A 13321-nucleotide genomic window follows, 5' to 3' on the forward strand; every position below is an offset into this window, starting at 1 on the left:
TTATCCAGCCTACGTAATTCCCCGCCGGATAATGCCCAACATTATTCCGGCATATCCGTAGGCCCGATAAGCGCAGCGCCATCGGCAATGCGCCGGATGGCGGCTCACGCCTTATCCGGCCTACGCAACACCCGCCGGGTGGTGCCCAACATTATTCCGGCATAACCGTAGGCCCGATAAGCGTAGCGCCATCGGGCAGTGCGCCGGATGGCGGCTCACGCCTTATCCGGCCTACGCAACACCCGCCGGATGGTGCCCAACATCACTCCGGCATTTTGTAGGCCCGATAAGCGCAGCGTCATCGGGCAGTGCGTCCGGCTCACCTGAGCGCACAGCAAATTAAAGATGTTTAACCAGCCTTGCATGTAACCTGAGCACATTTGCCGATATCGCTTTTTCTACGCGCGAAGAAAAATCTTCCGGCAGAGAGAGCCTTGCTCGCTCAAGGGCTGTCGGCAGGTTTTCCGCGAAAGAGTGCAGGATCTCTTCCATATATTGCTGGGGGAAATTGACCTCTTTGGCGGTTGCCAGAAAGTGACGCGGCAAGATTTTATCAATAGCCGTTTTCCGGCCTTTCGTCGCCTTCAGGCTCATGGCCAGCTTCAGGTCACTCATATGTAACCCCGTGCCACCGAGTAGAGGAAACGCCGAAATAATGTCGTAGAAAGGCGTAAGGCTGTAGCTTCCGCCGGCATAAATAAAGATCGAGAAGTTTTTTGCATGGCCGTCTGTAGCGCCCATCAGCCACTGAAAAACCTGAAACTTCATAAAATCATAACGATCTTTTAGCGCGTCACGCGAACCGGACAGCAACGACATAATTCTTGCAATCCCCGGGCCGTTATCCGCTTCATACTTCAGGGAAGAGGGCAGCCCCAGCGCCTGTCGAAGCGCTCAACGGCCAGCGCCCGGATCGCGCCCGCGCGAACAATTTCCGCTAGCGGCACGGCGAAACCCAACGCCCTGGCCAGCGCTAAGCAAAAGAATTCGTTATCGACGCTCTCGCTTAAATCCAGCGTCGCATTCGGCTGGCGAATTTCGCCAATCGGTAACTTAATGATGTGGGTTGTGGGGGTCATGCCTTTTGGAATGCACCATGCATCTTCTATTTTTAACAGCGCTGTTTTCTCCTGCGCGCCCGCAACTGAAATCCTGAAATCATCTTCATCCTCAATCATGCCCAGCGGAATATCAGCCTGATAGGCGGTCAGCACTTTTTCCAGCCTCGGCCCATCAAGCGTTGTCCAGCTTAATGCCCGGGAAGCACTCTCCTCCTCAGGAGGCAGTAATGTCACCGCGCCAACGCTGTCTCTGCCAATCTCTGCCAGCAGATCAAAAGGTTGTTTAGAGGCAGCGTGATAACGCTTCACGATGCGATCGCGCACACGCGGGTTATCGGGGAGCAGGTTATCAAAGTAGTTAAAGACGGCGTCAGAGGTGATGGCACCAAACTGTAGCGGTAATGATAACGAGAGAGGCCGTGCGCGTGCGCTTTGCAGCCAGCTCTCATCATATTTGAACGTATGCGCGCCGTTGCTTTGCTTCGTCAACTCGCCGACGCGTTCGTTGTTCATCCATGTACTTAACTTGCGCATTACCAGTCCAGATCCTGTTGATGGAGGTTATCGACGCCTGCTTCCTTTTTCTCTTGCAAAATTAATGACATCTCAAGGGACTGGAGAATTTTAAACAGGGTCGTCAGCGTGGTTTTATCGGGGTTATTTTCGAAGTTCGAGATCGTGGCCTGCTTGATACCAATCCGTTGGGCCAGATCATTTTGCGTCCAGCCATTTTTCTGGCGGATAAGCTTCATGGCATTGGCAAGTTGTACCGGGCTGTAGATCGCTGGCGTGGTCATAGGCGTCTCGTTTTTCGCAGATTATCCGCAGTAAGGGATAAAAAGCGTTTTATACCCTGGAGGGGATATTGTCAACGTCGCCATTATCCCCACTAAGGGATATTTCTCTCAATATCCCTTAGTGGGGATAAACGCCCTTTCACCCCGCATGCTGCTGGCGTCGCAGCTGGCTGAGCTTGCGGTATTTCTGCGGCGGCATGCCGACATACTTCTGAAAGGTGCTGTAAAAGCGGCTGCTGGAGCCGAACCCGGCGGTGAGCGCGATATCAAGGATCGTTTTATCGGTATCGCTTAGCAGCGCGCGGACATGGTTGATACGCATGGCGGTGATGTACTGCTTCATGGTCAGCTGCATCACGCGCTGAAAAATGCCCATCGCATAGTTGGGATTGAGCTTCACATGCTCGGCAATGGCGTTAATCGTCAGCACCTGATCGTAATTGACCGCAATAAACTCCAGCATCTGGCTGACGTAAAACTGCGCATGGCGCGAGACGCTGTTTTTATGGGTGCGCGAGGTTTTATTGACGAGGATCGGCTGCCAGCCGGAGAGGCTAAAGCGCTTGAGCATCAGGGCGATCTCCTCAATCGCCAGCTGGCGCAGCTGCTCGTTGTCGCTGTTGAGCTCATTCTGCCAGCGCTGCACTTCAAACGCGCTCAGCTGCTGGGCAGCGAGGGATTTGATCACCATGCCGTGGGTGACGTGGTTGATCAGTTCACGATCCAGCGGCCACGAGAGAAACAGGTGCATCGGCAGGTTGAAAATCGCCATCTGCGTACAGTCGCCGGGGCGCGTTAGCTGGTGCGGGGTACAGGCCCAGAACAGGGTGATATACCCCTGCTTAATGCGCACCACTTCGTTATTGATCAGGTACTCGACGTCGCCATCAAACGGCACATTTACTTCCACCTGTCCGTGCCAGTGGCTGGCGGGCATCGCCAGCGGCGCGCGCAGCTCAATCTCCATGCGCTGGTATTCGGAGTAGAGCGACAGCGGGCCGCGCGTGGTTTTCTCATCCCCGCTGCACATATCTGCTCTGATAAGTTCTTTTGCCATCGATCCTTCCCGCATCATCACTTTCGCGCTTCACCGCGCCCTCACCTGCTCTAGTTTAGTGAAAGCCGTTGCCATTAACTCTGCTTAAGCGCCCATTTTCTCCCGGAAACTCAGATCGCGCGCGGCGCATTACGCGATCTGAGTTTTCGGGAATCTCCCGCCGGGAAGAAGGCAGATGGCGCAGGCCTGCCGTGCCACGCTCAGAACGTACAACCACATCTGGGAGAAAGGTTCATGTCTGTACCAAAAATCACCTTTATCGGCGCCGGTTCAACGGTGTTTGTCAAAAACATCCTCGGCGACGTCTTTCAGCGCCCGGCACTGAAAAACGCGCAGGTAGCGCTGATGGATATTGATGCCACGCGCCTTGAGGAGTCGCACATCGTGGTGCGCAAACTGATGGATTCGGTCGGCGCTTACGGGAACATCACTTGCCATACGGATCAAAAAACGGCGTTAAAAGAGGCCGATTTTGTGGTCGTCGCGTTCCAGATTGGCGGCTACGAACCCTGCACCGTCACCGATTTTGAAGTGTGTAAACGCCACGGTCTTGAGCAGACCATCGCAGATACCCTCGGCCCCGGCGGCATCATGCGCGCCCTGCGCACCATCCCTCACCTGTGGCAGATTTGTGAGGATATGACCGACGTCTGCCCGAACGCGACGCTTTTGAACTACGTCAACCCGATGGCGATGAACACCTGGGCGATCTATGCCCGCTACCCGCATATCAAGCAGGTTGGGCTGTGCCACTCGGTGCAGGGCACCGCGGAAGAACTGGCGCGCGATCTCGATCTCGACCCGGCCTCGTTGCGCTACCGCTGCGCCGGGATCAACCATATGGCCTTTTACCTGTCGCTGGAGAAAAAGCAGCCGGATGGCAGCTATGTCAGCCTCTATCCCGAATTGTTGCAGGCCTGGGACGAGAAACGCGCACCGAAGCCAAACATGCACGGCAACCCGCGCTGCCAGAACATTGTGCGCTATGAGATGTTCAAAAAGCTCGGCTACTTCGTTACCGAATCCTCGGAACACTTTGCTGAATATACGCCGTGGTTTATCAAGCCGGGACGCGAGGATTTACTTGAACGCTACCAGGTGCCGCTCGATGAGTACCCGAAACGCTGCGTGGAACAGCTGGAAACCTGGCAGAAGGAGCTGGCGGAGTACAAAACCGCCGATCGCATTGAGGTGAAAGCCTCGCGGGAGTATGCCAGCACCATTATGAACGCCATCTGGACCGGCGAGCCGAGCGTAATCTATGGCAACGTGCGCAACGATGGCCTGATCGACAACCTGCCGGAAGGGTGCTGCGTCGAAGTGCCCTGCCTGGTCGATGCTAACGGCATTCAGCCAACCAAAGCCGGCAAGCTGCCCGCCCATCTTGCGGCGATGATGCAGACCAACATCAATGTGCAGACGCTGCTCACCGAAGCAGTGCTGACCGAAAACCGGGATTATGTCTATTACGCCGCGCTGATGGACCCGCACACTGCGGCGGTGCTTGGTATCGATGAAATCTATGCGCTGGTGGATGACCTGATCGCAAGCCACGGCGAGTGGCTGCCCGCGTGGCTGCATCGCTAACGCATTAGCCGGGCCGCGCGCCCGGCGGTTTTGCAACCCTTCCGACACTGAAAGAGGCAATCGGTACCCTATGAGTATTTCAATCACAACAAAGCTCAGCTACGGATTTGGTGCATTTGGTAAGGATTTTGCGATCGGCATCGTCTACATGTACTTGATGTATTACTACACCGATATTGTCGGCCTGTCGGTCGGCATGGTCGGCACGCTCTTTCTGGTGGCGCGCATTCTCGACGCGCTGGCCGACCCAATCATGGGCTGGATAGTCGACTGCACCCGCACGCGCTGGGGCAAATTCAAGCCGTGGATTTTAGTCGGCACGCTGACCAACTCGCTGGTGCTCTATATGCTCTTCAGCGCCCACCACTTTACCGGTACCACGCAGCTGGTGTGGGTGTGGGCGACCTATCTTCTGTGGGGCTTCACCTACACGATTATGGATGTGCCGTTCTGGTCGCTGGTGCCGACCATCACCCTGGACAAGCGCGAGCGCGAACAGCTGGTGCCCTACCCGCGCTTTTTCGCCAGCCTCGCCGGGTTTGTCACCGCAGGGATCGCGCTGCCGTTTGTGAACGCCGTCGGCGGAGCGGATCGCGGGTTTGGCTTTCAGATGCTGACGCTAGTGCTGATCGCCTTCTTTATCCTCTCGACCATCGTCACCCTGCGCAATGTGCATGAGGTCTACTCCTCTGATAAACAGGGCGGCGAACAGAGCGCGCCAATGAACCTGAAAGCGATGCTGCAACTGATTATTAAGAACGATCAGCTCGCCTGTCTGCTGGTGATGGCGCTGGCCTACAACACCGCAGCCAACGTCATCGAAGGTTTTGCGATCTACTACTTCACCTATGTGATTGGCGATGTCGACCTCTTCCCCTACTACATGTCTTATGCCGGAGTTGCGAACCTGCTGATCCTGATGCTCTTCCCGAAGCTGGTAAAACTCTTCTCGCGCCGCGTACTCTGGGCGGGCGCGTCGGTGCTGCCAATTATCAGCGGCGGCGTGCTGCTGTGGATGGCGCTGCTGGGTCAGACCCACGCGTGGGTGATTTTGCTGGCGGGCGTGCTGTTCAGCATCGGCAAGGCCTTCTTCTGGGTGCTCCAGGTAATTATGGTTGCCGACACCGTCGATTACGGCGAATACAAACTCAATGTGCGCTGTGAGAGCATCGCCTACTCGGTGCAGACGCTGGTGGTGAAAGCGGGCGCGGCCTTTGCAGCTTACTTTATCGCCGTGGTGCTCGGGGTGATTGGTTATGTGCCGAACGTGGCGCAGTCTGCCAGCACCTTAATGGGCATGCAGCTGATTATGCTGGCGCTCCCCGCCTGCTTCTTCGTCATCTCGCTGCTGGTCTACTTCCGCTTCTACAAACTCAATGGCGATATGCTGCGCCGCATCCAGATCCATCTGCTGGATAAGTATCGCCACGTCGGCAAGGCCAATGCACCGCAGACGCCGCCGGTGGTAGGCGACCGGGTGCAGGCGTAAGTGCGCGTTATTGCCGGATGGCGGCTAACGCCTTATCCGGCCTACGCACTTATCCGACCAACGCTCCCGTAGGCCCGATAAGCGTAGCGCCATCGGGCAATGCATCGGACCTTATCCGACCAACGCTCCCGTAGGCCCGATAAGCGCAGCGCCATCGGGCAATGCATCGGACCTTATCCGACCAACGCTCCCCGTAGGCCCGATAAGCGCAGCGCCATCGGGCAATGCACCGGGCCTTATCCGGTCATCATTTCCCTGCGGGTTGTCACTTTTACGCAACAGGTTGTCAGCTGCGCGGGCGCGCGCAACCGCTGCGGTGTGGAAACTAAAACCACACCCTGTGGAGAGCCGAAAATGTTAACTAACCCTGCTGATAAATATCACCCCCATGCCCCGCTGCCGCTGCGCGATCGCCGCTGGCCGGATAACGTATTGATCCACGCGCCGCGCTGGCTGTCGACGGATTTACGCGACGGCAACCAGGCCCTCGCCGAGCCGATGGACGCGGCACGCAAACTGAAATTCTGGGAGTTACTGCTGGAGTGCGGCTTTAAGGAGATTGAGGTCGCCTTCCCTTCCGCGTCGCAAACGGACTTTAACTTTGTGCGCCAGCTGATCGAGGAGCAGCGCATCCCCGAAGATGTCACCATTCAGGTGTTAACCCAGGCGCGTGACGATCTGATTCGCCGCACCTTTGAATCCTTGCAGGGCGCACGCCGCGCAACGGTGCACCTCTACAACGCCACCGCGCCGGTGTTCCGCGAGCAGGTTTTTCGCCAGAGCAAAGAGGAGATTGTCGCGCTGGCGGTCAACGCGGCGCGGCAAATCCGCGCGCAGTGCGAAGCCGCACCCGAAACGCAGTGGGTGTTCCAGTATTCACCGGAAACTTTTTGCTTTACCGAAGCGGAATTCGCGCTGGCGATTTGCGAAGCGGTGGCCGATGTCTGGCAGCCCGATTCCACGCGGCCGATGATCATCAACCTGCCGGCCACCGTTGAAGTGAGCATGCCCAATGTCTATGCCGACCAGATTGAGCACTTCTGCCGCCACTTCTCGCGCCGCGAGCAGGTGTGCATCAGCGTGCATACCCACAACGATCGCGGTACCGGCATTGCCAGCGCCGAATTGGCGCTGCTGGCAGGTGCAGAGCGGGTTGAAGGCTGCCTGTTTGGCAACGGCGAGCGCACCGGCAATGCCGATCTGGTGACGCTGGCGCTCAATCTCTACACCCAGGGCATCGCACCGGGCCTTGAGTTTAGCCAGATGAAAAAGGTGGTGGAGGTGGTCGAGGAGTGTAACCAGTTGCCGGTTGCGCCGCGCCACCCGTACGCCGGTGAGCTGGTCTTTACCGCCTTTTCCGGCTCGCACCAGGACGCGATTAAGAAAGGATTCGCCGCGCGGCAAACCAGCCCGGCGGACGTCTGGCAGGTGCCCTATCTGCCGCTCGATCCGGCGGATATTGGCTGTAGCTACGAAGCGGTTATTCGCGTCAACAGCCAGTCGGGCAAGAGCGGCGCGGCCTGGCTGCTGGAGCAGAACCACGGCCTGACACTGCCGCGCAAGCTTCAGCAGGAGTTCAGCGGGCATGTGCAGCAGGCGGCGGACAGCGCGGGCAAAGAGATGTCGCAAATGGCGATCTGGAATCTGTTTCGCCAGACCTACGGCCTGGTGGATCAGCCACCGCTGGCGTTGATTGAGTATGTCTGCACCAACCAGCCGGGGCAGCGCACCACTCTGCAAGCGGAGATCCGCTGGCATAATGAGACGCTGAAGCTGGATGCGACGGGCAACGGTTTTCTCTCGGCGGCGTTAACCGCGCTCTGCCGCAGCCTGCGCGTTGAGATCAATATTGAGAGCTACTACGAACACACACTTGGCAAGCACAGCGACAGCCGCTCGGTAGCCTATGTCTGCTGCGCCAACGCGCGCGGCGAGCGCGCATGGGGTGTCAGTATCGACAGCGATATCACCCGCGCCTCACTGCAGGCGGTGCTTAACGCCGCGCAGCCCTTTATCACTGGGTAAAGTAGTCGCCGGGCGGCACGCCCATCACCCGGCGAAACATGGCGCTAAAGGCGCTGGGGGTGGCATAGCCGCACTCCAGCGCCACCTGCGTCACCGGCTCGCCGTTCGCCAGCCGCGTCAGGGCGATCAGCAACCGCGCGCGGCGCACCCATTCGCTAAACTGCAACCCGGTCTGCTGGTAGAAGTGGCGCGCGAGCGTGCGCCCGCTCATGTTTACCTGCCGCGCGGCGTGCTCGAGCGTCCACGCCTGCGTCGGCGTTTGCCGTATCGCGTCGCACAGCGGCTTTAAGCGCGCCGACGTCGGCTCCGGCAGGCAAAACGGCAGCGTATTCATCAGCCGGATCTCATCCAGAATCAGCTCATAGATGCGCTCCGCACGGCTGCCGGGCTGGTAACTCTCCTCCAGCCGCGGGGCCTCGACCATCAGGGCGCGCAGCAGATCGTTGACGCGCACCACCTGGCATACTACCGGTAAATCGGCCCTCGCCAGCGGCTCGACAAACACCCCGCGCGCCTGCACATCGCCCTCAATAAAGAGCGTGTGCACCACCTGCGCCGGGATCCACACCCCGCGTCCTGGCGGCACGATCCAGATCCCCTGCTCCGTCTCCACGCGGATCACACCGCTCAACGTGTGGATCAACTGATCGCAGGGGTGCGAATGCCACGGCTCATGCTCCCCGTGCCGGTAGTCATGAGCGTAGGGGATCAACGCGCGGTGGGAGAAATCGAGTGCAAATGTCTGTTTCACGGCGTGACCGTTGGCGATTGATCAGGAAGCTTTACCATAATCACCGCCGCCCGCGCTGTCACCTACTTAACCCGGCAGAGCGGGCAGTTGAGGCAATACTCCACCGGCTGTGAGGCTTTGTAGTAGAAGCAGCAGGTGCGGCGAAAACGCACCGCCTCGCCTGCGCCATTGCGCTGCGACGGGCGGCGAAAACGCTTAAGCGGGTTCCAGCCAAGGCCGAACAGCGCCGGGTCGGCCTCAGCAATCAGCCAGGCGAAATCCGCCTGCTGACGCGCGGCCTGCGCCTCGTTCAGCCCCGCCATGCGCCCTTCATAGAGCGAGTAGACGCGCACCGCGCAGTTCTCCCAGAGGATTTGCGCAGGCAGGCCGCTCACCGCTGAAAGGCGTTGCCAGATCGGGGCGATAAAATCACGAAACAGCCCGCCGACCACCTTTTCGCGCCACGCGTCCCGCGCGCCGGGCGCATAGCCGCTAACGGTAAGCGCGGCGGGCAGTGACGAGGTCCACAAGCCGTTGTCATGGGCATACTCCAGATGGCTGGCGTCAAGGGTGAGATGCAGCCCTTTATCAAACACGCTCATCCCATAGAGCACGTTTCCGGTCAGCAGAAAGGAGAGCCGCTTGGTCAGCAGCGACGCGGCGATGGCGCGATCCGGCGCGCCAATCAGCGGCATAATCGTATCGAGCACGTCGGCGCAGATGCCGGGTTCCAGCATCCCGGCACTTATCACGCTGCGTGCATCGGCCTCCTCCAGCGCGCGCAGGCGAAACGCCTTACGCAGGTAGGCGAGTTCGTCAGGGTTCAGCATGGTGTTCACCCGGAAAAGGAATGCACATCGGCGTATGGAAAAAGGGATCGTCAATAATGCGACAGCGCAGGTTAAAGACGTGTCTCACCAGGGCTTCAGTCATGATCTGCTGCGGCACGCCCTCGGCAACAACCTGCCCTTCGCGGATAGCGACCAGGTGATCGGCGTAGCGGCAGGCAAGATTGAGATCGTGCAGCACCATAATGATGGTTTTCCCCTGTCGCCGGTTGAGATCGCGCAGCAGTTCGAGGATCTCCACCTGGTGCGCCAGATCGAGCCAGGTGGTCGGCTCATCAAGCAGCAGCGTGTCGGTGGCCTGCGCTAATGTCATTGCAATCCACACCCGCTGGCGCTGGCCGCCGGAGAGTGCTTCGACCGGGCGGTGCTGCAACGCCGTGGTCGCGGTTAAGCGCAGCGCCTCATCAACATGACGATCGTCCTCAACTGACCACTGCCGCAGCCAGTTTTGATAGGGGAAGCGCCCAAGGCTCACCAGCTGGCGCACGGAGATGCCTTCCGGTGCCACCGGCGTTTGCGGCAAAATCGCCAGCTTGCGCGCCACTTTCGCGCTGGAAGTGGCGTGAATATCCATTCCGTCGAGAGTGACCACGCCGGATTGCGGCGTGATCAGGCGCGCCATCGCTTTTAACAGCGTGCTTTTGCCGCAGCCGTTGCTGCCAATCAGCACCGAAACCTTGCCCGTCGGCAGGGTTAAATCGAGCCCGTCGATCACCTGCCGCTGCGCGTAGCTGACGCTCAGTTTTTCCGTTATCAGAGACACAATTTCCCCATTGCTTACGAACGCTGCCTTATCAGCAACCAAAGAAAGAGCGGCGCGCCGGCCAGCGCGACAAAGATCCCGGCGGGCAGATCGGCGGGGCGAAACAGCGTGCGCGCCAGCAGATCGGCGGCCACCACCATACTGCCGCCGCTGCACACCGCGACATATGCCTGGCTGAAGATCCCCTGCGCCACCACCAGGCGAGCAAGATGCGGTGCCACCAGCCCGACAAAGGCCATCGCTCCGACCTGCGCCACCGCGCTGCCGGAGAGCGTCACGCAGGCCAGCAACAGCAGGAGGCGAATGGCATTCACCCGCACACCCAGCCCGGTTGCCAGCGCATCCTCAAGCTGCAGCGCCTTCAGGTAGCGCAGCAGAACGACCAGCAGCGGGATCGCCCACAGGTAGAAGAGAAGCAAGTGCAGCACCTTCGGCCAGCTGGCGGCATAGACGCTGCCGCTCAGCCACACCCACGCGGAAAAGGTGGTGGTCAGCGGGCTGAAGACGAGGATCAGCGTCACCACCGCGCCCGCCAGCGCCGAAACCCCTACGCCGGTGAGGATCATGCGCAGCGGCGTTAACCCGCGCCGCGCGCTTAACAGAAAGATCAGCCCGACGGCACAGGCTGCACCGGCCATTGCGGCATAAGGCATGCCCGCGCTGCCGTAACGCAGGCTAAAAAAGGTGAGCCACAGCAGCGCACCAGCACTGGCACCGGCGGTGACGCCTAGGGTGTCCGGCGAGGCGAGCGGGTTGCGCACGAGGGTTTGCAAAATCAACCCGGCAAGCCCCAGCCCGCCGCCCGCCAGCAGCGCCAGCGCCACGCGCGGCAGGCGCAGCTCATGCAGAATAAAATGCTCAGCGCTGTTATCGGCCAACACCAGTAAGCGAAGAGTATGCAGCAGCGGGATCGGCACATCGCCGACGCTCAGTGCGATAAGCACAATCAGCGCGGCGATCAGCGTGCAGCTCATAAGGATCAGCAACTGGCGACGCGAGTAGAGGCGGGCAAACGCGCCGCAGCGAAAGAGTTGGCTATCCGGCATGCTGCCCCCGGCGCTGCGCCAGCAGGATAAAAAAGGGTGCGCCGAGCAGCGCGGTCATCACCCCGACCGGCACTTCCTGCGGCAGGATCACCACCCGCGCGGCGATATCCGCCGCCAGCAGCAGCAACGCCCCCAGCAGCGCGCAGGCGGGGAGCAAAGTGCGCACATCACTGCCAAAAAGTTGCCGGGCGATGTGCGGCACAATCAGCCCGACAAAGCCGATATTGCCCGCCAGCGCCACCGCGCAGCCCGCCAGCCCGACCACCAGCATACTTGCCAGCAGGCGCACTCGGGCGATGTTCTGCCCCAGCCCGCGGGCAATCTCTTCACCCGCGTTGAGCACTCCCATCTGCCCGCCGCAGAGCATGGCGACAATCAGCAGCAACCCGCCCGGCAGCAGCATCGGGTAGAGATGCGCGAGATCGTTGCCCGCAAGGCTCCCTGCCAGCCAGAAGAGCATGGTGTCGAGGCTCTCCTGATCCATCACCAGGATCGCCTGGGTAAACGCGTTGCACAGGGCGGTGATCGCCACGCCCGCCAGCACCAGCCGCAGCGGGTTAAGCTGACCGCTGCTTCTCTGGCTGGCAAACCACACCAGCGACCCGGTGAGGCACGCGCCGGTAAATGCCAGCAGCAGCGTGATCCACGCCTCGCCAATGCTGAACAGCGCACCCGCCAGCACAATCAGCAGCGCCGCACCCGCATTGACGCCAAACAGCCCTGGCGAGGCGAGCGGGTTGCGCGTCAGTGCCTGCATTAACGCCCCTGCCACCGCGAGGAAGGCACCGACGGCCGCTGCCAACAGCGTGCGCGGTAAACGCGAGGTGTGAATAATTACATCACGCGCGAGGGTGGCATCCGGCTGCCACAGCGCGCGCGCAATCTCGCCCGGCGTATAAATTTGCGTGCCGACCATTACGCTGAGTGCCGCCATCACCAGCAGCAGCGCAAAGCAGAGCAGAAAGCGCCCCTTCATGCCCCCTCCCCGCGCAGCGCGGCGTCGACATCATCAAGCATGTGATTAGCGCCAAGAATGCCGCCGGACAAACTCCACGGCACGCTGTCCACCGTCCACAGCCGCTGCGCCTTCACCGCCCGCAACTGCCGCCAGAGCGGATGTGCGGTTAGCGCCCGATAGTGGCGCATGATCGCCGCGCTCTCTGTGCGCAGCAAAATGAAGAAGAGATCGGCATCAAGCAGCGGAATATTCTCGAAGCCGGAGAAGCGCAGCGAGGTGCTGCGCGCCTGTTGCGCCGCGCTGTTCCAGCCAAAACCCAGTTCGCTCATTACCGAGCCGGGAAAACTGGCGGCGACGTAGCTGCGAATATGATCGGGGCGCACTTCGATAACCGACACCGTCGGCGGTGCGGCAAAGCGCTGCGCAATGCGCCCGCGTAGCGTCACCACCCGGCTCCGCCACTGGTGCAACAGCGCGCTGGCGCTGTCAGCAAGACCGAGCCTGTCGCCAACCACGCTGAGTGTTTTTTTGAATTCAAAGACATCATCGAGCAACGCCACCGGGGCGATTTTCGCCATCAGCGGCGCGACATCCTGGTGGCGAAAACGCGAGGCGAAGATGATATCGGGCTTCAGCAGCACCATCTTTTCCAGCTGCGGCTGCGTCTCCAGGCCGAGTTGCGGCACGTTTGAGAAGCGCGGGCGCAGGTAGCGATAGACCGGCTTTTCCGCCCATGACTCCACCATGCCGCAGGGCGTCACGCCGAGCGCTGCCAGGCTGTCCGTCGCCCCCTGAAAAAGTGAGATGGCGCGCGGCAAGGCGGGCGGCGCGGCGGGCGGCGCGGCAAACAGGCCGGGGGCGATGCCATAAAGCAGCATCGCTTGCAGGCCGCGCCGCCGGGAAAGTGAGATATTCAGGCTATTCATCCGTTACGTTGCCGCTCCCGCGAGGGGAGCGGTG

General features: G+C 60.2%; 11 protein-coding genes and 1 pseudogene. 3 read left to right on the top strand and 9 right to left on the bottom strand.

From position 1 onward, the window contains the following. Positions 1–339: 339 nt before the first annotated feature. The 3 genes and pseudogenes from N7V53_RS04335 to melR form a co-directional block, all read right to left on the bottom strand. Positions 340–1595 (bottom strand): annotated as a pseudogene (locus tag N7V53_RS04335) (HipA N-terminal domain-containing protein). After that, positions 1595–1858, bottom strand: coding sequence for a type II toxin-antitoxin system antitoxin HipB (gene hipB, locus N7V53_RS04340; protein WP_023479979.1), 264 nt, complete (start codon positions 1856–1858; stop codon positions 1595–1597). The pseudogene N7V53_RS04335 and the gene hipB overlap by 1 nt, the downstream one beginning before the upstream one ends. A 139-nt stretch (positions 1859–1997) precedes the next feature. Continuing rightward, a complete protein-coding gene (gene melR / locus N7V53_RS04345) occupies positions 1998–2915 on the bottom strand; it encodes a transcriptional regulator MelR (RefSeq protein ID WP_034813127.1) in 918 nt (305 codons plus the stop codon). Between the two features lie 234 nt (positions 2916–3149). On the opposite strand from melR, the gene N7V53_RS04350 reads away from it, so the two are divergent. The 3 genes from N7V53_RS04350 (at position 3150) to leuA (ending at position 8016) form a co-directional block, all read left to right on the top strand. After that, positions 3150–4502, top strand: coding sequence for an alpha-glucosidase/alpha-galactosidase (locus N7V53_RS04350; RefSeq protein ID WP_279792283.1), 1353 nt, complete (start codon positions 3150–3152; stop codon positions 4500–4502). A 70-nt stretch (positions 4503–4572) separates the two neighbouring features. Next, on the top strand, positions 4573–5991 hold the full coding sequence (gene melB, locus N7V53_RS04355; RefSeq protein WP_023479944.1) for a melibiose:sodium transporter MelB: 1419 nt from the start codon (positions 4573–4575) through the stop codon (positions 5989–5991). 354 nt (positions 5992–6345) lie between these two features. Continuing rightward, positions 6346–8016 (top strand): 2-isopropylmalate synthase, encoded by a 1671-nt coding sequence (gene leuA / locus N7V53_RS04360; RefSeq protein ID WP_279792286.1) that lies wholly within the window; start codon positions 6346–6348, stop codon positions 8014–8016. Here leuA and N7V53_RS04365 read toward each other — a convergent pair. The 6 genes from N7V53_RS04365 to N7V53_RS04390 all read right to left on the bottom strand — a co-directional run bounded on the left by N7V53_RS04365 (position 8006) and on the right by N7V53_RS04390 (position 13287). Next, positions 8006–8767 (bottom strand): helix-turn-helix transcriptional regulator, encoded by a 762-nt coding sequence (locus tag N7V53_RS04365; protein ID WP_279792288.1) that lies wholly within the window; start codon positions 8765–8767, stop codon positions 8006–8008. The genes leuA and N7V53_RS04365 overlap by 11 nt on opposite strands. A 62-nt stretch (positions 8768–8829) precedes the next feature. After that, positions 8830–9576 carry an IucA/IucC family C-terminal-domain containing protein gene (locus tag N7V53_RS04370; protein ID WP_279792290.1) on the bottom strand — a complete coding sequence of 249 codons (747 nt, stop codon included), beginning with the start codon at positions 9574–9576 and terminating at the stop codon, positions 8830–8832. Further along, positions 9563–10360 carry an ABC transporter ATP-binding protein gene (locus tag N7V53_RS04375; protein ID WP_279792724.1) on the bottom strand — a complete coding sequence of 266 codons (798 nt, stop codon included), beginning with the start codon at positions 10358–10360 and terminating at the stop codon, positions 9563–9565. The genes N7V53_RS04370 and N7V53_RS04375 overlap by 14 nt, the downstream gene beginning before the upstream one ends. A gap of 11 nt (positions 10361–10371) precedes the next feature. Further along, positions 10372–11403: an iron ABC transporter permease gene (locus N7V53_RS04380; protein WP_279792292.1), complete on the bottom strand. Its 1032-nt coding sequence runs from the start codon at positions 11401–11403 to the stop codon at positions 10372–10374. Next, positions 11393–12379 (bottom strand): iron ABC transporter permease, encoded by a 987-nt coding sequence (locus tag N7V53_RS04385; protein ID WP_279792294.1) that lies wholly within the window; start codon positions 12377–12379, stop codon positions 11393–11395. Before N7V53_RS04385 ends, N7V53_RS04380 begins: the two co-directional genes overlap by 11 nt. Next, positions 12376–13287 (bottom strand): iron-siderophore ABC transporter substrate-binding protein, encoded by a 912-nt coding sequence (locus tag N7V53_RS04390; protein WP_279792296.1) that lies wholly within the window; start codon positions 13285–13287, stop codon positions 12376–12378. The genes N7V53_RS04385 and N7V53_RS04390 overlap by 4 nt, the downstream gene beginning before the upstream one ends. Positions 13288–13321: the final 34 nt, after the last annotated feature.

The sequence above is a fragment of the Kosakonia sp. HypNH10 genome, assembly GCF_029850615.1.
Lineage (GTDB): Bacteria > Pseudomonadota > Gammaproteobacteria > Enterobacterales > Enterobacteriaceae > Kosakonia > Kosakonia cowanii.